We start from the raw sequence: 17291 nt of genomic DNA on the forward strand, positions 1-17291 counted from the left end.
TACAAAATGTCACATGGGTAGCCTGATGTATCTGTTTTAACGTATGTTGACTAGTGTGAGCAAGTAGGTGGGGTGGCATCGGCGGAGAACCCCAAGTGGGTGAACCAAGCTATTGCGCTGCCGCCAGCGTTATCGCCGTCGCTCATTAAAGCGATGCCGTGAATCTCATCGGGCGCGCTGCCGAACAGGGAGCGATAGTCGGCGCGCACGTCGCGTACTTCCGCCTGCCACTGGCCGACATTGTGTTCGCCGCTTTGCAGTGCCAGAAGCTGAGCGCGGTCAGTAAACGCATTGGGCCAATGAGCTCCCTGCGGCTGCTCAGACGCCCAAACGTAATTCACGGATTCCACTTGCCAGGGCAATAGGCCTGTTTTTCGGGCAACGTATACTCTTGCGGGGTAGTCGTCGCCCGCTTTGGTCGTTTCGTCAAGCCCCGGGTAGGTAGTGCTAACTTGCCAGCACCAGTGCAGATACGGTGTGGCGTTTAGGTCGATGGTTCGCTCAAGATAGCGAGCGGAGGCTTGCCCCAAGGCGTCTGCTTGAAGCACGCGCTGGCCGAATTTTTCCACCACGCGGTAGCGCGTTTCCCCAGCGAAGCTGCGCGTTGGCCATGTCATGATTCGCTCTGGTGTAAAGCGTACTTCTTGCGCCGAGGCGTGATGAGTGATGTTAACGCTGATTAAGAACGTCATGATGAGACATGGCCAAGACGTGCCGCACATACCGTTTTGATGCTTTCTTTTCGTTGTCATAGTGGTCATCTCTCTAACTGCGCGCAGGGTGTCGCTTTCATGCACGTTAACCTACGATTGTCCCCTGCTCGCGAACCCAGCTGTACTTCGAGTGCTCTCTAAGACATCGCCATGTGAGGTTACACTGATTCGCCAATGGGTGACCCAGACGCCCGTTTCCTTACAGACGTCGTCAGCGGTTATCTCACCTTTTTATATGACATATCGAGTCAATGATTTCTCATGGAAAATACGCTGGTACTAGGAGTCGTAGGGAGTTTGGTGGCGGGGTCATTGACCGCAGTGGGGGCTCTGCCAGTACTGCTGGGAACCACGCCGAGTCGAGGGTTTCGAGATTTAGCGCTGGGTTTTGCCGCGGGTGTGATGCTGGCGGCCTCGTTTTTTTCACTGATCATTCCCGCACTCGACGCCGCTGAGATTTACTATGCTGGCGGGCCGGTGCCTGCGGCTCTCGTCTGCACTGCCATTTTGCTAGGTATGGGTGCCCTTGCCTTACTCAACGAGGGGTTGCCCCACGAGCACTTTCAACAGGGGCGGGAAGGGCCCGAAGCCGCATCGCTGCGCCGCGTTTGGCTATTCGTGTTTGCCATTGCGATTCACAATCTGCCGGAAGGGTTAGCGGTCGGCGTTGGTTTTGGTGCCAATGGCCTAGAAGGAGGTATGCCGCTAGCGATAGGTATTGGCTTACAGAACATGCCGGAAGGGCTGGCGGTGGCCGTCGCGCTGATGGGCGAGGGTTACTCCAAGTGGCGCTCCTGGTCGATCGCCGCGCTGACCGGGCTCATCGAACCAATTGGGGGGCTCTTTGGTGCTAGCGTCGTCACCGTCTCCCAAGTACTGCTGCCTTGGGGGTTGGCGTTTGCGGCAGGGGCCATGCTCTATGTGATCAGCCATGAAATCATTCCCGAAACCCACCGCTGCGGCCATCAGAAGAAAGCGACGTTTGGCCTGGCGATGGGCTTGGTGATCATGCTGTTTCTCGATGTGTGGCTGGGCTAGGCTCAGCGTTGCAAGTGTTCTACGAGCGCTTGGGCAAAAGTATCGGTAGTGCCGGTGCCGCCCATATCGGGTGTCACCATGTCGCGGCGGTTTTCGAGCACGGCGCGAATCCCCTGACGAATGGCATCCCCCTTGGCGGTCATGCCGAGATGGTCGAGCATCTGGGCGGCGGCGAGCAGTAGGGCACAGGGGTTGGCAATTTTCTTGCCTGCAATGTCGGGGGCTGAGCCGTGTACCGCTTCGAAAATAGCTGCTTTCTCACCGATGTTCGCCCCTGGGGCGAGGCCCAAACCGCCTACGAGACCGGCGCAGAGGTCGGATAGAATATCGCCAAATAGGTTGGTGGTGACCACCACATCGAACTGATGAGGGTTCATGACCAGCTGCATACAGGCGTTATCCACGATCATCTCTTGGAATTCGATCTCGGGATACTCGCTGGCGATGTCGCGGGCTACGTCCAAAAACAGGCCGGAGCTGGTTTTGATGATGTTGGCTTTGTGAACGGCAGTGACTTTCTTGCGGCCGTTTTGCTTGGCGAGTTCAAAGGCGTAACGCACGATGCGCTCGGAGCCTTGGCGGGTCACTTTGATCACTGAAATGCCGGTGTTGCCGTCGTCAATCATCTCCTGGCCATCGGAGAGGTAGGCCCCTTCGGTGTTTTCCCGCACGGTGATCATGTCGATATCGTCGTAACGGGAGCGCGTGCCCGGAAAGCTGATGGCGGGACGCACGTTGGCATAGAGATCGAAGTGGCGGCGTAGCTGTACGTTGATCGATGAAAATCCCTTCCCAATCGGCGTGGTGAGCGGGCCTTTCAGAGCGATACCGTGCTTTTCGATGGCATCCAGCGAGGATTGCGGGATGAGCGTGCCGTGTTTGTCTAGCGCGACCAAGCCCGCGTCGATGAATTCGTAGGTCAACCCGCACTCGAGTGCGTCGAGCACTTGCAGGGTGGCGTCCATGATCTCAGGGCCGATGCCATCACCTTTGATCACTGCGACTGTCTGGCTCATGTGCGGGTCCTCTCGTTCGATAGCGTGGGAAAGAATCAAGATGTCGAGAAGGCGACGGTAATATCGCCATACAAGTGCCATGGTAAGCCAAGCTTAGGGGGCAGGTCATCGTCTAAACGTCTAGGGAGGCGGGTGTCAATCGGCCTGTTTGCTGGTAGAATGCCGCGCTCACGGCGACCAGCACGTCTGGCCTCTCGCCTGAATAACGATGATAGAACAGCAAGGTGTAACCGTAATGAACAATGCATGGGCATTCATTGCTCTGCCGACTTCAGGGCTGATGACTCCACCCTAGGTTTTTCCCTCCTTATCAGCGCCATGATGCTTGTCGCGTCATCCCGGCGCTATGGCACTCCGATGCCGCTATTTGGCTACCGACGCGTGTGCGTCTTCGTTCGGTAGCATTCATTCGACAAGCTATGACTAATGTGTGCTCATTTGCTGCCTCTGTGCGGCTATGGCACGCACTATCTTTAAACTTCAAACCATGGACTCCCTGAATGGCACCTTTCAGCAAGCATGAGTGGTTTTCTAACATCAAGGGCGACACGCTGTCCGGTATTGTCGTCGCGCTGGCGCTCATTCCTGAAGCGATCGCCTTTTCGATCATTGCTGGCGTGGACCCGAAAGTAGGGCTCTATGCTTCGTTCTGTATTGCGGTGGTGATCGCCTTTACCGGTGGCCGCCCAGGTATGATTTCTGCCGCGACAGGGGCGATGGCGCTGCTGATGGTGACGCTAGTGAAAGAGCACGGGCTAGAGTACCTGCTGGCCGCCACGCTGCTGACCGGCGTGCTGCAAATCATCGCGGGTTACCTGCGGCTGGCGGAACTCATGCGGTTCGTATCTCGCTCGGTGGTCACCGGGTTCGTGAATGCGCTGGCGATTCTGATTTTCATGGCGCAACTGCCGGAGCTGACCAACGTGACGTGGCACGTGTATGCCATGACGCTGGTAGGCCTGGGCATTATCTATCTGTTCCCCTATCTGCCGATGATCGGAAAATCGGTGCCTTCGCCGCTGGTATGCATCGTGGTACTGACGGTGGTGTACATGGTGAGCGGTATGGATATTCGCACCGTGGGGGATATGGGCGAGCTGCCGGATACGCTGCCGGTTTTCCTGTGGCCAAACGTGCCGTTGAACCTTGAAACGCTGATGATCATTTTCCCCTATGCTGTGATGTTGGCCGTGGTGGGTCTGCTTGAGTCGATGATGACGGCCACCATTGTAGATGACCTTACCGATACGCCTAGTGATAAAAATCGCGAGTGTAAAGGCCAAGGCATCGCCAACATTGGGGCGGGTTTTATGGGCGGCATGGCCGGTTGTGCGATGATCGGCCAGTCAGTGATCAACATCAAGTCGGGCGGCCGGACGCGCCTATCGACACTGATCGCGGGCGTGGTGCTTCTGCTGATGGTGGTATTCCTAGCAGACTGGGTGTCGCAAATTCCCATGGCAGCGCTGGTGGCGGTGATGATCATGGTCTCGATTGGCACCTTTAGCTGGGAGTCCATTCGCGATCTGAAGAAGCACCCGTTGAGCACCAATATCGTCATGCTGGCAACGGTGGCCGTCACGGTCGGTACCCACAATCTGGCGATCGGGGTTTTCGTGGGCGTACTGCTGGCGGCGCTGTTTTTTGCCAACAAAGTCGGCAACATCATGTACGTTGGTTCGAAAGAGGTAGAGGCCGGCAAACAGCGCGAGTATCAGGTGGTGGGGCAGGTGTTTTTTGCCTCATCCGAGCGTTTTATGGCTGCGTTCGACTTCAAAGAGAGCATCGACAAAGTCACCATTGATTTATCGAAAGCGCACTTTTGGGATGTGACCGCCGTTCAGGCACTGGACCGCGTGGTGATCAAGTTCCGTCGCGAAGGCACCGAGGTAGACCTAGTGGGCTTGAGCGAAGCAAGCGCCACTGTCGTGGATCGCTACGCCGTTCATAACGACCCAGAAGCGGTCGATAAACTGATGGGCGGCCATTAATCCTCACGGGCATCCTGTCATCGCCGACGCTTACTTTCGGTGAGCGTCGGCTTTTTTTGTGTCTTTGCTGGGAATTAGACGCTTCGGTACCCAGCGAAGGTATGCCACCATACCCAGTAACTCGACCAGCGATTGGCACACGATGATGACCACCGCGGCTTGCCAGCCATTGGGTAGGGTGAGAGCGATGGGCAGCATGACGAAGGAATTACGGGTGCCGAAGCTAAACACCAGTGTGCGTGTGCTGGTGGGCGGCAGTTGAAAGAGGTGGCCAAGCGCTTTGCCGAGCAGCGCCGCGACGATCAAGAAGCCTATGAAGATCAACACTGCGTGCCCGAGTAGCTGACGCAGGGTCAACACCTGTGTGACCTGAGTCGCCGCAATGATCAGCAACACGCAGGCTAAAAGCGGTACCGGCATCCATCCCAGTGCTCGGGTAGCCCGTTCGATAGTGGCGGATCTCTGCGCTGCGCGCTCCGTGAGCCAGGCGAGCAGCAGGGGCAGCACTATCAAGCTCAAAAAGGCGCTCAGTAACGTAGGGGAGAGTGTTAATTGCAACCATTCGCTGCCTAGCAATAGCCATAGATAGGCAGGTAGTGCCACCATCTGCACGAGCAATAAAAGGGGTGTCGCGGCAATGGCGCGGGCTGCGTCGCCTTTGCCTAAGTGCGTAAAGGTAATAAACCAGTCGGTGCAAGGCATCAGCAGCACCAATAAAACGCCTGCCAGCACGGGCAGCGGCAAGGGAATCCACACCACCAATACCCCCAGCAGTGCAGGAATCACGACAAAATTACCTATCAACAGCGCCGCTATGAAGCGCGTATCTTGAAGTCCCTGCTTTATTTGCAGCAGCGGGATTTGGGTGAACGTGGCGAAGAGCAGTAAACCGAGCAGCGGCCATAGTGCCTGCTCAAACGCTGCCATTGGTTCTGGAGCCAATAGGCCAAGGCAAAGTCCGAGCGCGATAAACGCCAGATAAATCCATGACTGCTGCTGTTCGAGCTGTTCACGTATCAAGAGCTTAGGCCACTGGTTGGTTTAAAAAGGCCAAGCGCTCGCCCATCCAGGCGGCGGCTACGCACAGCGGTAAGCTGCCTACAGCATAAAACAGTGCCAGCCCTAGGCTGCCCTGCTGTGCCAAGTGCAGCGTTTCCAAGCTAAACAGTGAAAAGGTCGTAAAACCGCCGCAAAAGCCCGCCACCCAAAGCGGTTGCTGTCGTGCCAGTGCGCCTCGGGGCAGGCGGGACGCCGTCGCGGCTAGCCAGCCGATGAGGCAAGAACCCAACACGTTGACCAAGAGCGTTCCCCAGGGGAAGTGGCTACCCAGCACGGCCATCGACGCCAGCGAGACGCCATAGCGCAGCACGCTACCCAGAGCGCTGCCAAGGCCAACGGCGAGATAGGCGTTAAGCTGCATCGTGGGCACCTCTGCTCTTCAAACCTGTTGGGCCAGCCACCAGCCCAGCGCCGCCATGGCGACGCCTAGCAGTAGCGTGGCGATCATATTGAGGGCGGCGCGCATCGCCTTGCCGCGCTGCCACAGCTCGAGGGTCTGTAAGCTAAACGACGACACCGTGGTATAGCCGCCGAGCAGGCCCGCTACCGCCAATAGCCAAAACGGCTGTGTGTTGGGCACGCCGTAAACGCCTAGCAGCCAGCCTGCCAGCAGCGCTCCGCTAGCGTTGACGACGAGTGTTCCCCAGGGGAAGGCGTTGCCCAGTAAGCGGGCCATGGTATTGGAGATCGCAAAGCGTCCCAATCCTCCCAGTGCACCGCCCAGTGCGACGAGTAATAGACTCGTGATGCCGTGCCCCATGCTACGCCTCGCGCTGTCGTGGTGAAATCGCTAGGCGGCTAAGTGTAGCATTGCGACGGGAGGGACGCAGAAGTCGGCCATTACTCAAAAAAGCCGGTGCTACGGTGTTGCCGATCCACCTCTTCGTGTACAAAAGAGTCAGAATGACGATCACTGTTCATGCACCCGTGTAAGGAGACACCCCCATGTCTGACTACGTGTTAGCCGCCATCGATGGTTCCCACTACTCAGAAAGTGTCTGTGACTATGCGGTGTGGGCCGCCACGGCGCTTTCGGCTCCGCTGCGTTTTCTGCACACCGTCGATAACCATGCCCAAGTCGCCGAGCCCGATCTGACCGGCCATCTTGGCCTAGGCACCCGCGAGCACCTCTTGGAACAGCTTTCGGACATCGAAGAGCAGAGGGGAAAGCTCGCCCGCGAGCAGGGGCGTTTGATGCTGGATGCTGCCAAAGCGCGCAGCGAGGCAGCCGGTTTTGCAGACACTCCCTGCATGCAGCGTAACGGCACATTGGTGGATACCTTGGCGGAGCATGAAAAGGAGATCCGCCTGTTGGTGCTCGGCAAACGAGGAGAAACGGCGCACCAAGCCAGCGGCCATCTAGGGTCTAACCTCGAGCGCGTCGTTCGCGAGCTGCATCGGCCCATATTGATGGTGCCGAAGGCATTCGCCCCACCCAAGCGCATTCTGATGGCCTTCGATGGCAGCAAAACCGCCCGCAAAGGGGTAGAAATGCTGGCAAAAAGCCCGCTATTCGAGGGCGCTGAGTGTCACGTGGTGATCGTGGGGGCCGAAACCGCCGAGAATCGCTCGCAGCTCGAGTGGGCCACCGAGACGCTTCGGTCGGCAGGACACCATACCGAAGGTGCCATTCGAGCGGGAGACGTCGAAGAAGCGCTGCGTGCCTATAAAGAGGAAAAGGGGATCGACCTGCTCGTGATGGGCGCGTACGGTCACTCGCGCATTCGTCATCTGCTGGTGGGTAGCACTACCACGGCGATGTTGCGTAATGCCCACTTACCGGTGTTGATTTTACGCTGATGTAAAGCGATGGTCGCCCGGCCGCCGCGCGTTTGGCAGCGGCCGGGGTACCGATCAGGCGGTGCTACTAGCCACTTCCCGCTGCTCGGCGCGAGCGGGCTGAGTCGCATTAATCCCTGACAGCACGGCTTTGAGCGATGCGCTCACCGTATCGCTATCCTCCGCCACGGCACACACCCGCTGACCATCGATGTTGAGCTGCACGAAGGCAATGGCGTTGGCTTCGCTGTCGCCGCCCAGTGAGTGTTCGCTGTAATCGAGAATGGCGACGTGGCTACCAGTATGGCGTCTCCAGGCATCGGTGAACGACGACATGGCGCCATTGCCGGTCCCTGATAAGCGCAGCGTGTCGGCACCCTGCCACAGCGTGATGTCGATCCCTTCCTGCTGCCCCTTCGAGAGTCGATAGTCGGCGAGGGACAGCGGCGCACCATGGGAGAAATGGTCGAACATCACCTGTCGAATCATTTCGCTGGAGAGCTCGCTATTACGGCGTTCGCTCTCTTGTTGTACGTAGGGGGCCAGCGCGAGCATCATCCAACGAGGCAGGCTGATGCCGTAGTCGCGCTCCAACAGAAAGGCCATGCCGCCTTTGCCCGACTGGCTGTTAACCCGAATGACGGCCTGATAGTCCCGCCCGATATCGTGCGGGTCGATGGGCAAATAGGCCACTTGCCACGGTTCGTCGGGTTTTTGGTGCTTGAGCGATTTACGAATCGCATCCTGGTGACTGCCAGAAAAGGCGGTATACACCATCTCACCTACCCAGGGGTGACGGGGATGCATGGCAATCCCTGTACACTCGTGCACCACCTGAATGATCTCGTCGGGGTTGGAAAGATCCAGCTTGGGATCGATACCCTGGCTGTAGAGGTTCATGGCCAGCGTAACGATATCCATGTTGCCGGTGCGTTCACCGTTTCCCAGTAAGGTGCCTTCGACACGGTCGGCCCCCGCCAGTAGTGCAAGCTCTGCCGACGCCACGGCACCGCCCCGGTCGTTATGGGTATGCACCGAAATGATCACGCTATCGCGGCGACTGATGTGCTGGCAGAAGTACTCGATCTGATCGGCGTGATGGTGGGGGCCTGCCACTTCCACGGTGGTGGGCAGGTTGAGAATGCACTTGTTGTCTGGGGTGGGCTGCCAGACATCCATCACCGCTTCGCAGATGGCCAGGGAGAAATCGATTTCGGTGCTGGAGAAGCTCTCCGGTGAGTACTGGAAGCGCCAATCGACGTCGGGATATTGGGCCGCATAGGTCTTGACCCACGTTGCGCCTTGCACGGCGATATCGGTGATACCGTCGCGATCCATCTCGAACACCCGCTCCCGTTGGATCGTGGACGTGGAGTTATACAGGTGGATGATGGCGCGCTTGACGCCCACCAATGACGCAAACGTTTTTTCGATCAGGTGTTCGCGGCACTGCACGAGCACGGCGATGGTCACGTCGTCAGGAATTTGATCCTCTTCGATCAGCCAGCGCACGAAATCGTAATCCGGCTGGCTGGCGGAGGGAAAGCCGACCATCACTTCTTTGATACCGACCTTGATGATCTGATGCCAGAAGCGCTGTTTCTGCTCTACCGTCATCGGCTCGAGCAGGGCCTGGTTGCCATCGCGTAGGTCTTCACTCACCCAGATGGGCGCTTGAGTCAGCTCCCGGTCGGGCCACTGACGGTCGAACGCGGGCACCCGGGGAGCAGGACGATATTTGCGATGATCAAAAGCAGGCATGGTGAATTTCCTGAGAACGGTGAGTTGTTTGGGGCGGCCGCTGGTGGCGCAAGCCGCTGTGGCGTGCTCTTCCGGGTCAGGGAGAGCCTAGGGAGGACGCCTGGGTAAGGCGTCAATCGAGGACTGCTTTTGGCAGTCAACATAGTCTACGACACATGGCGCGAAAGGTTATTGCGAAAATATGGCGTTAGCGCAAAAAAATGGCAGAATATATCGAATTAAATTCTTATTTTGGTAGGAGATATCGCTGTGGCCAACGCGCCTTTGACCCTCGACCGTTTTGATCGCCGCATCCTCGACGTGTTGCAACAGGAGGGGCGTATCAGCAATCAGGAACTGGCCGAACGCATTGGACTGTCCCCTTCGCCGTGCTTACGGCGCGTGCGAGCCCTGGAAGAGCACGGCTTGATCATCCAGTATCGAGCGGTGGTCGATGCGCGGCCGCTCGGCTTTCAACTCATGGCGCTGCTGCATATCTCGATGGATCAGCACACCCCCGAGCGCTTCGATAACTTCGAGCGTCATATCCGTAACATTCCCAACGTGGTGGAGTGTTTGATCATTACCGGGCAAGCCGCCGATTTTCAGCTCAAAATCCTGGTGAGAGACATGGACGATTATCAACACTTGCTGCTCCATGTGATCAACCGCATCGAAGGCGTCACCGGCGCCCATACGAGTTTCGTGTTGCGCCGGGTGTTCGAGCATCGCCCCGTGCCTACCTCATACTCGCTGGCTAACGAAGCGTAGGCAGCGGCGGCATAGCGGTTTACACTGCTTTTTTTCTTCTAGCCAGGAGTTCGATCTATGCATCTTCAGCGCCATGATACAAAAGCCCGCATGAGCCGTGCCGTCATACATCAGGGGGTGGCCTATTTATGCGGTCAGGTAGCAGGCCCCGAGGCTCGCCACGGCGATATCAAAGCACAAACCGAGAGCATGCTGGCGCGCGTCGATGCGCTTTTAAAAGAGATCGGCTCTAGCCGAGAACAACTGCTAAGCGCCACGATTTACTTGAAAGATGGCAGTGATTTCGCCGCCATGAACGAGGTATGGGATGCCTGGGTACCGGAAGGCCATGCACCGGCACGCACCTGCGTATGCGCGCCGATGCCTGCCGATGAGCTGAAAGTCGAGATTACCGTGACGACGGCCGTGGGTGCGTAACTGCTATCGCTTATTTGACAGGCTTTTCTGCCGGAAAGCGGGTGTCGCGTAGGCTGTCTTTGATCTTTTTTAGGTGCGGCAGAAAATCTTCGCCGCGCCTGAGCGTGACACCCGTGGCCAGGGCATCGATCAGCGTCAGTTGAATGACCCGAGACGTCATCGGCATGTAGTGGTCGGTATCTTCAGGGGTGGCGACTTCCAGCGTGGCCGTGCACTCCTGAGCGAGCGGAGAGTGGGGCGCGGTGATGCCCAGCACTACGGCGCCTGCTTCCCTGGCTACCTTGGCAATGTCGACCAGCTCACGGGTACGCCCAGTGTAGGAGATGATCACTACCACATCGCCGGTATGGCAAGCGGCTGCCACCATTCGCTGCATCAGCACGTCGACGTAGGCCATCACCGGCAGGTTGAAGCGGAAAAACTTATGCTGGGCGTCTTGCGCCACGGCGCCGGAGGCACCCAATCCAAAAAAGTGGATCTGTTTTGCTTGCGTCAGGTAATCCACCATCCTTTCGACGGCGGCCATGTCCACTTCCCGCTGCGCTTCGTCTAGCGCCGCAATGGTCGCCCCAAAGATTTTATGGGTGTACTGAGTAGCGGTATCGCCCGGCTCGACGGCACGGGTGACGTAGGGCGTGCCGCCTGCCAAGCTCTGGGCCAGCTTGATTTTGAAATCGGGATAGCCCTTGGCGCCGAAGTTGCGACAGAAGCGGTTGACGGTCGGTTCACTGACGCTCGCCGCTTGAGCAAGGCTGGCGATGCTCAGGCTGGTGGCCGCTGCGGGGTCTACCAGAATGACGTTCGCAACTTTACGCTCTGAGCGATTCAACTCTTCCAAGCGTTCCCGTAAGCGGTCTAGCAGGTCATGCGCCATTAACTGACTCCGTGGCAAGCGTTAGGTGTGAAGAAGGTGTCCAGTCCCTGCACCAGCGATAGAACTCATCGGCAGGCAATGGACGAGCATAGTAATACCCCTGAGCAGCTTCGCAACCAATTGAACGTAAGTAGTCGGCCTGCGCAGCCGTTTCGATACCCTCGGCGACCACGTCGCAGCCCACGGCATGGGCAAGCTGGGTGATGGTGAGAGCCAAATGGCGATCGATGGCGTCCTCCTCCAGGTCCATCACGAAGGCGCGATCGATTTTCAGCGTCGAGAAGGGCAGCGTTTTGACATACGCCAGTGACGAGTGCCCGGTACCAAAATCATCGATGGCCACGGCAATGTTCACTTCTGCCAACTGCGCGAGCTGGATGCGCGCATTGTGCATATCGCTGAGCAGACCCGATTCGGTGACTTCCAGGGCAAAGAACCTTGCCGGGATGCCATGATTAGCCAGTCGCGCCAGCAGGTTCTCGGCAAAGTCCTTACGCGCTAGCTGACGTGCTGCTACGTTCACGGCAATATGGAAATCGTCGTCCAACAGTCCCTTGGCCCGCCAGTCGGCAATATAGCGCATGGCTTCCTCGAGTACCCACTCGCCAATCGAGAGGATATCACCGCTGGCTTCTGCCAGGGGAATGAAGTCGCCAGGGGAGACGTGGCCCAGCTCTGGGTGGTGCCAGCGTAGCAGCGCTTCGGCGCCCACTACGCGCTGAGTTTCGAGTGACAGCTTGGGTTGGAAGGCCAGGGACATTTCCCCTCGCTGTGTGGCGCCGCGAATGGCCTGCTGTAGGTGCAGTCGGTGGCGCTGCTGGTTTTCCAGAGCTTCATTGTAGCTTTGCAGTCGCAGTGTGCCGCTCTGCGGAAGTGCCAGGGCGGCCATGTGCACCAAGCGCTCGATGTCGAAGTGGCCCTGCGACCAACTGATACCAATACGCGCGTTAAGCGGCAGTAGCAGGTCGTCTAGGGACTGGTCGTGTTCGAAGCAGTCGAGCAGCCGTGAAGCGAGCTGACGCAGCTCGCTCAGCTCGGCCGTTGGGGTAATCACCAGCAGCTCGCTGCCGCCCCACAGCCCGAGTGTGCTGCTAACGTCCAACTGGCCGTCGAGCCGGCGGCTAATGTGCACCATGAGCTGGTCGGCAATGCCGTAGCCATGTAAACGCACGACATCATCGAGGTGATCCAGCGCGATAAACAACAACCCCGTGGGACAGCCCTGTTGCGCCGCATCGGCCAAGCGTTGTGTCAAGGCGCGACGGTTGGGTAGCTGGGTGATAGGGTCGGTGCGTGACTGGCGATCCAACTCCTCGGTGCGCTTGGCCACCATCTCCTCCAGCGTCTCGGCCTGCTGGTCGCGAACACGATAGCGGTGCTCCACGCTCAATATGTTGTGAATCCGCTGAAGCACTTCATCGTGTTTGAAGGGTTTGGTCAGAAAGTCCCTTACACCCATGCTCAGCGCGCGATGGCGGGTTTCGTCATCGATTTGTGCGGTCAGCACGATGATCGGCGGCGCATGCTCGGCAAACGTCGCCTGCAGTTGCTCCATCACGCTGTAGCCATCTAAATGAGGCATACGGATATCGAGCAAGATGAGGTCCGGCATCGCTTGCTGACAATGTTGCAGGACTTGGCGAGGGTCGCTCAGACCATGCACGTTATCGAATCCATGATCGTCGAGCAGATCCAGCAGTAGCTCGACGTTGATGCTGTTGTCATCCACTACCAGCAGGTGTTTGTTCATGAACGTCATGGCGCCTTCCTTGGTATGGCGTCTGTAGACACATAGCGGCTCAGTGTCGCCGAGAGCTGATCAATGTCGAGCGGCTTGGTGAGGTAATCGGCAAACCCTGCCGCTAGGCCGTGCGCACGGTCACGCTCCATGGCGTTGGCCGAGAGGGCCACCACTGGAATGTGGCGTAACGAGGTATCTTTTTGAATCGCATCCAGCGCCTGATAGCCGTTCATGCCGGGTAGGTGAATGTCCATCAGCACCAGATCCGGAGGAGATTGACGCATGAGATCAAGCCCTAGCTCGGCGCTGGTGACGGTCTGCAGCCGCACCTGGTCAAAGTCCTCCATGATATCTTCCATCAAGCGCTGGTTGGTGGGGTTGTCTTCGATATAGAGTAGGTGATGACGCTGGCCAGGGGCGGCGCTGGCCAGCGTCATCGGCAAGGGCGTCTCGCTAAGCGCATCGGCCTCGGTGATGGGGAGGGTAAACCAGAACGTCGCGCCTTGGCCGGGTGCACTCGTCACGCCAATTTGGCCCTGCATTCGCTCCACTAACTCTCGGGTGATCGCTAACCCAATACCCGTCCCCTCGATGGTGCCATGCTCGGCATCGAGCCGATTGAAGGGTTCGAAAAGCTCGTGCTGTCGCTCTGGTGCGATGCCATGCCCGGCATCCGTGACGCGAACGCACACGTCGTTGCCCCGTTGATCGACGGCAATCCGTATCGAGCCCTGGGGGCGATTATATTTGATGGCATTGGAGAGTAAGTTGAGCAATACCTGCTTGGTGCGGGTGTAATCCGCGGCGACCCACCAAGGCGCAGGGAGTGGCTCGCGCTGAAGCACTAGCCCTGCTGCCTCAATATTGGCTTCTAACGTGCTGCAGGCATCCTCGATCACGCTCTCTATCGCGATCGGCTCGATGGAGAGCGCCATGTGGCCGGACTCGATTTTAGCCAAATCGAGCACTTCGTTGATCAAGCTAAGCAGGTGCTGCCCACTTTTCTGGATTTGACCTACCTGTCGCTTCTGCTTATCGCTGAGCGGCTCGCGCCGTCCTTTGCCAAGCAGCTGCGCAAAACCAATGATGGCATTGAGCGGCGTACGTAGCTCGTGGCTCATGGACGATAGAAATTCGCTCTTCGCCCTATTGGCCTGTTCGGCTTGGTCCCTCGCCGCCGCGAGGTCCATGGTGGCCTGCTCGCGCTCTGCCAACTGTCGATAGAGGTTGATCAGCAGCGCGCAGGTATCGGTAAACGGCTGAAGCCAGTGTAACAACGAATGGCTCAGCGTTTGTTGGCTGTTGGCAATGGCGAACATGCCTATCAATTTATCGCCACTGAAAATCGGCGCGCCCAGGTAATTATCGATACGCGGGTGGCCCGGTGGAAAGCCGCCGCGTTTGGCGTGACGATAAACGTCGTCGGTGATCACCACGTCGCCGTGGGCAAACACACGGCCCAACAGCGAGTCGGGATTGGTCAGCATCATATCCCCACTGCGCAGCTGTTCCATCAAATGGCGCGACTCATCGCTCCAAGAGAGATCGGTAATGGCGTGGATCTTGAGCGTATTGGTCGTGCTCGTTGGCATTACTTCGCCAATCAGCGCGTAATCGCTGTCGGTCAGCTCGCGCAATGCCTCCATGAGAAAGGTCCAGAGCTGCTCGCCGGACATTAGCGCCTGATAATCGGTAATGCCCTGGTGCAGCACTTTCAGCAGGCTCTGCTCTTTATGCATGCGGTGATTGGCGTCGTAAACGTCGCTCAGGTTGGTCAAAATACCAAGGAATTCCACCACGTCGTTCTGCTCATTATGGATGGCGTTGACCGCTAGATGAACGGGAACGAGGTGGCCTTCTTTGTGCAACGCCTCTACTTCGCGACCCCGTCCAATGACATTAGGGTCACTGCCTGCCAAAAAGCGCGCAATGAATTGGTCATGTTCGGCGCGAATCGCGGCCGGGGTCAGCATCGAGACGTTACGACCCAACACCTCGGCTCTGGTATAGCCCAACATGGTGAGTGCAAAAGGGTTGATGCTCAGCACGTTGCCAGCTAGGTCGATTCGCACGATGCCGGTGGCACTCTCGTTGAACAGCGCCTCGTAACGACGCGTGGTTTGCGACAAGGTGTGGCGCATTTGATGCTGGCGCAACAGTTCGTCCACTTGCCCTGCCAGGCTGGCCAGTAGCTGTCTATCCCGCGACGAGAAAGCGCGTGGCCGATCACTGATCAAACATAGCGTACCCACGGCCAGCGAATCGGAAGGCCTGAGCGGGTGCCCCGCATAGAAGCGGAGATGCGGTTTCCCGGTGACGAGCGGGTTATCGGCAAAGCGCGGATCGCTCTGGGCATCTTCGATGACCAGCGGCGTATCGGCGGCGATGGCGTGGGCACAAAAAGAGACCTCTCGGCTGGTTTCGCAGATGGGTAGCCCCGGGTGAGACTTGAACCACTGGCGCTCTTCGTCGACCAGTGACACGAGTGCCATCGGCACGTCAAACAGGTCCCGGGCAAGCTGTGTCAGACGCTCGAAGGCGTCGTCGGCCGGGGTATCGAGGATGCTCAACGCGCGCAAGGCCGTCAGGCGCTGTGTTTCATTCTCCGGTCGCTTGGCGGCTTGCATGGCGTTTCCTAGACGTGAGGGGGGATTGAAAAAAACGTATTAAATAAATATCGGACATTAATCCCCTAGCTTTAGCCAAGACGCAGCAAATGCAGCAGCCAGCGATGATAGGGCGGTCTTAACCAGCCGCTATTGGAGCGCTTGGGCTGGTAGAACACGCTACGTTGGTGGCTAAAGCGTTCAAACCCGTGGCGGCCGTGGTAAGCGCCGCTGCCACTCTCGCCAACGCCACCAAAAGGAAGAGTCGGCACGGCGTGGTGAAGGAGGGTCTCATTGAACACCAACGCCCCGGAACACGTTTGATGGCGAAGCGTCTCCTGCAGCGCCTTCTGGTGGGTGAAGGCATATAGCGCCAAGGGGCGAGGGCGTGCATTGATCACCCGAATGGCATCATCGATATGCTTGACGCTGATCACCGGTAGCGCCCGCCCAAAGATCTCCTCTTGCATGAGCGATAAGCTCTGCTGCGGGTCGATGACCAACGCCGGCGCGTGGGGGCCGTGTTCGAGCACGCGACAGCCGCGCGCTCGGGCATCATCGAGCAGCCGTTCGATTCGTGCGTGGTGGGCGTCGCTGACGTAGCCGGTGGCGTCTTTGGCATCGGGTCGCTGGCGGCGAATGGCTCGTTCCAAGGCGTGGGTTAGAGCGTCCAAGCGGCGGCTCTCAACGATGACGTAATCCGGCGCGATACAGGTTTGTCCTGCGTTGAAACCTTTACCGAAGATAATCGCCTCAGCGGCGCTGTCGAGGTCCGCATCACTGGCCACCAGCGCTGGTGATTTGCCGCCTAGCTCCAACGTGACCGGTGTTAGGTTGGCGGCGGCAGCCGTCGCGACCTGCCTGCCTATCTGGGTCGATCCGGTAAATACCAGATGGTCGAACGCCAGCGCGCTGAACGTCTTGGCGACGTCGGCCCCGCCCTCGATCACGCAGAACTCCTCTTGCGTGAAGTGTTGGGGAATCAGCTTGGCGAGCAGTGCGCTGGTGTGGCGCGCGTGCTCGCTGGGTTTGAGCATCACCGTGTTGCCAGCCGCTAGCGCATCGATGGCGGGCATTATGCTAAGGCTCCAAGGATAGTTCCAGGGAGACATCACCCCCACGACGCCCAGCGGCTGAGGAGCGACTCGGGCGCGCGCTGGCCAGAGCCGCAGCGGAACGCGTGCGCGACGAGGGCGCATCCAGTGCCACAGGTGGCGGCGCGCATAGCGAGCGGCATGAAGGACGGGAAGAATTTCAGCGAGATGGATTTCGATTTCGCTGCGCTGGCCGAAATCGAGCTGGATGGCTCGCACGATGTCGTGCTGATGGCGTTTCGTCATGCGGGCGAGGCGCGCCAAGCGCTCGCGCCGTACGGCCAGCGTGGGAAAAGGCGCCGGGCCTGCCGCCTCGCGCTGCGCCTGTAACGTATCCGTTAAGTCGCGATTCATGGCCTCTCCTTAGGGGTATACCGACTGCCGACGATACGCAGGACCGAGCGACCTTGAAACGCTGTCTGAGCAGGATCGACAATTGTTTACAAACTAGG

General features: G+C 58.4%; 15 protein-coding genes. 5 read left to right on the forward strand and 10 right to left on the reverse strand.

Annotated features, from left to right (window positions below):
• Positions 1-50 precede the first annotated feature (50 nt).
• Complete coding sequence (locus FHJ80_RS07945) at positions 51-617, reverse strand: DUF3047 domain-containing protein (RefSeq protein WP_255303890.1); 567 nt, start codon at positions 615-617, stop codon at positions 51-53.
• A 357-nt stretch (positions 618-974) separates the two neighbouring features.
• On the opposite strand from FHJ80_RS07945, the gene FHJ80_RS07950 reads away from it, so the two are divergent.
• Positions 975-1751: a ZIP family metal transporter gene (locus tag FHJ80_RS07950; protein WP_139526478.1), complete on the forward strand. Its 777-nt coding sequence runs from the start codon at positions 975-977 to the stop codon at positions 1749-1751.
• 2 nt (positions 1752-1753) lie between these two features.
• On the opposite strand, the gene FHJ80_RS07955 is transcribed toward FHJ80_RS07950, so the two are convergent.
• Positions 1754-2767 carry an isocitrate dehydrogenase gene (locus tag FHJ80_RS07955; RefSeq protein WP_139526479.1) on the reverse strand — a complete coding sequence of 338 codons (1014 nt, stop codon included), beginning with the start codon at positions 2765-2767 and terminating at the stop codon, positions 1754-1756.
• Between the two features lie 500 nt (positions 2768-3267).
• On the opposite strand from FHJ80_RS07955, the gene FHJ80_RS07960 reads away from it, so the two are divergent.
• On the forward strand, positions 3268-4758 hold the full coding sequence (locus FHJ80_RS07960) for a SulP family inorganic anion transporter (RefSeq protein ID WP_139526480.1): 1491 nt from the start codon (positions 3268-3270) through the stop codon (positions 4756-4758).
• A gap of 30 nt (positions 4759-4788) precedes the next feature.
• On the opposite strand, the gene FHJ80_RS07965 is transcribed toward FHJ80_RS07960, so the two are convergent.
• From FHJ80_RS07965 to crcB (FHJ80_RS07975), 3 genes are read right to left on the reverse strand one after another with little or no spacing between them, the layout of a single operon-like run.
• The gene (locus FHJ80_RS07965; RefSeq protein WP_139526892.1) at positions 4789-5775 is read right to left on the reverse strand and encodes an arsenic resistance protein; all 987 of its coding nucleotides are present in this window, start codon (positions 5773-5775) and stop codon (positions 4789-4791) included.
• A 7-nt stretch (positions 5776-5782) separates the two neighbouring features.
• A complete protein-coding gene (crcB, locus tag FHJ80_RS07970) occupies positions 5783-6178 on the reverse strand; it encodes a fluoride efflux transporter CrcB (protein ID WP_139526481.1) in 396 nt (131 codons plus the stop codon).
• Between the two features lie 18 nt (positions 6179-6196).
• A complete protein-coding gene (gene crcB, locus FHJ80_RS07975; protein WP_139526482.1) occupies positions 6197-6577 on the reverse strand; it encodes a fluoride efflux transporter CrcB in 381 nt (126 codons plus the stop codon).
• Between the two features lie 185 nt (positions 6578-6762).
• Between crcB (FHJ80_RS07975) and FHJ80_RS07980 the strand changes: the two genes are divergently transcribed.
• The gene (locus tag FHJ80_RS07980) at positions 6763-7617 is read left to right on the forward strand and encodes a universal stress protein (RefSeq protein WP_139526483.1); all 855 of its coding nucleotides are present in this window, start codon (positions 6763-6765) and stop codon (positions 7615-7617) included.
• A 54-nt stretch (positions 7618-7671) separates the two neighbouring features.
• On the opposite strand, the gene FHJ80_RS07985 is transcribed toward FHJ80_RS07980, so the two are convergent.
• Positions 7672-9357, reverse strand: coding sequence for a 2-isopropylmalate synthase (locus FHJ80_RS07985; protein WP_139526484.1), 1686 nt, complete (start codon positions 9355-9357; stop codon positions 7672-7674).
• Positions 9358-9606: 249 nt separating this feature from the next.
• Here FHJ80_RS07985 and FHJ80_RS07990 point away from each other — a divergent pair, with 249 nt between their 5' ends.
• Together FHJ80_RS07990 and FHJ80_RS07995 are read left to right on the forward strand one after the other, a co-directional pair.
• A complete protein-coding gene (locus FHJ80_RS07990; RefSeq protein WP_139526485.1) occupies positions 9607-10107 on the forward strand; it encodes an Lrp/AsnC family transcriptional regulator in 501 nt (166 codons plus the stop codon).
• A gap of 57 nt (positions 10108-10164) precedes the next feature.
• Positions 10165-10524 carry a RidA family protein gene (locus FHJ80_RS07995; RefSeq protein WP_139526486.1) on the forward strand — a complete coding sequence of 120 codons (360 nt, stop codon included), beginning with the start codon at positions 10165-10167 and terminating at the stop codon, positions 10522-10524.
• Positions 10525-10534: 10 nt separating this feature from the next.
• Here the strand turns inward: FHJ80_RS07995 and FHJ80_RS08000 are convergent, their stop codons facing one another.
• The 4 genes from FHJ80_RS08000 to FHJ80_RS08015 form a co-directional block, all read right to left on the reverse strand.
• Positions 10535-11398 carry a MurR/RpiR family transcriptional regulator gene (locus tag FHJ80_RS08000; RefSeq protein WP_139526487.1) on the reverse strand — a complete coding sequence of 288 codons (864 nt, stop codon included), beginning with the start codon at positions 11396-11398 and terminating at the stop codon, positions 10535-10537.
• Positions 11388-13157 (reverse strand): EAL domain-containing protein, encoded by a 1770-nt coding sequence (locus FHJ80_RS08005; protein ID WP_139526488.1) that lies wholly within the window; start codon positions 13155-13157, stop codon positions 11388-11390. The genes FHJ80_RS08000 and FHJ80_RS08005 overlap by 11 nt, the downstream gene beginning before the upstream one ends.
• Positions 13154-15766: an ATP-binding protein gene (locus tag FHJ80_RS08010; RefSeq protein WP_139526489.1), complete on the reverse strand. Its 2613-nt coding sequence runs from the start codon at positions 15764-15766 to the stop codon at positions 13154-13156. The genes FHJ80_RS08005 and FHJ80_RS08010 overlap by 4 nt, the downstream gene beginning before the upstream one ends.
• Positions 15767-15837: 71 nt before the next feature.
• Positions 15838-17193, reverse strand: coding sequence for an aldehyde dehydrogenase family protein (locus FHJ80_RS08015; protein WP_139526490.1), 1356 nt, complete (start codon positions 17191-17193; stop codon positions 15838-15840).
• Positions 17194-17291: the final 98 nt, after the last annotated feature.

Source organism: Halomonas sp. BL6 (assembly GCF_006228115.1).
GTDB classification, from domain to species: domain Bacteria; phylum Pseudomonadota; class Gammaproteobacteria; order Pseudomonadales; family Halomonadaceae; genus Vreelandella; species Vreelandella piezotolerans.

Bases quoted from the DNA above. Each gene is read 5' to 3' on its own strand.
- FHJ80_RS07945 (WP_255303890.1), bottom strand. From the start codon at position 617: ATGACATGGCCAACGCGCAGCTTCGCTGGGGAAACGCGCTACCGCGTG.
- FHJ80_RS07950 (WP_139526478.1), top strand. From the start codon at position 975: ATGGAAAATACGCTGGTACTAGGAGTCGTAGGGAGTTTGGTGGCGGGG.
- FHJ80_RS07955 (WP_139526479.1), bottom strand. From the start codon at position 2,767: ATGAGCCAGACAGTCGCAGTGATCAAAGGTGATGGCATCGGCCCTGAG.
- FHJ80_RS07960 (WP_139526480.1), top strand. From the start codon at position 3,268: ATGGCACCTTTCAGCAAGCATGAGTGGTTTTCTAACATCAAGGGCGAC.
- crcB (WP_139526481.1), bottom strand. From the start codon at position 6,178: ATGCAGCTTAACGCCTATCTCGCCGTTGGCCTTGGCAGCGCTCTGGGT.
- crcB (WP_139526482.1), bottom strand. From the start codon at position 6,577: ATGGGGCACGGCATCACGAGTCTATTACTCGTCGCACTGGGCGGTGCA.
- FHJ80_RS07980 (WP_139526483.1), top strand. From the start codon at position 6,763: ATGTCTGACTACGTGTTAGCCGCCATCGATGGTTCCCACTACTCAGAA.
- FHJ80_RS07985 (WP_139526484.1), bottom strand. From the start codon at position 9,357: ATGCCTGCTTTTGATCATCGCAAATATCGTCCTGCTCCCCGGGTGCCC.
- FHJ80_RS07995 (WP_139526486.1), top strand. From the start codon at position 10,165: ATGCATCTTCAGCGCCATGATACAAAAGCCCGCATGAGCCGTGCCGTC.
- FHJ80_RS08000 (WP_139526487.1), bottom strand. From the start codon at position 11,398: ATGGCGCATGACCTGCTAGACCGCTTACGGGAACGCTTGGAAGAGTTG.
- FHJ80_RS08005 (WP_139526488.1), bottom strand. From the start codon at position 13,157: ATGACGTTCATGAACAAACACCTGCTGGTAGTGGATGACAACAGCATC.
- FHJ80_RS08010 (WP_139526489.1), bottom strand. From the start codon at position 15,766: ATGCAAGCCGCCAAGCGACCGGAGAATGAAACACAGCGCCTGACGGCC.
- FHJ80_RS08015 (WP_139526490.1), bottom strand. From the start codon at position 17,193: ATGAATCGCGACTTAACGGATACGTTACAGGCGCAGCGCGAGGCGGCA.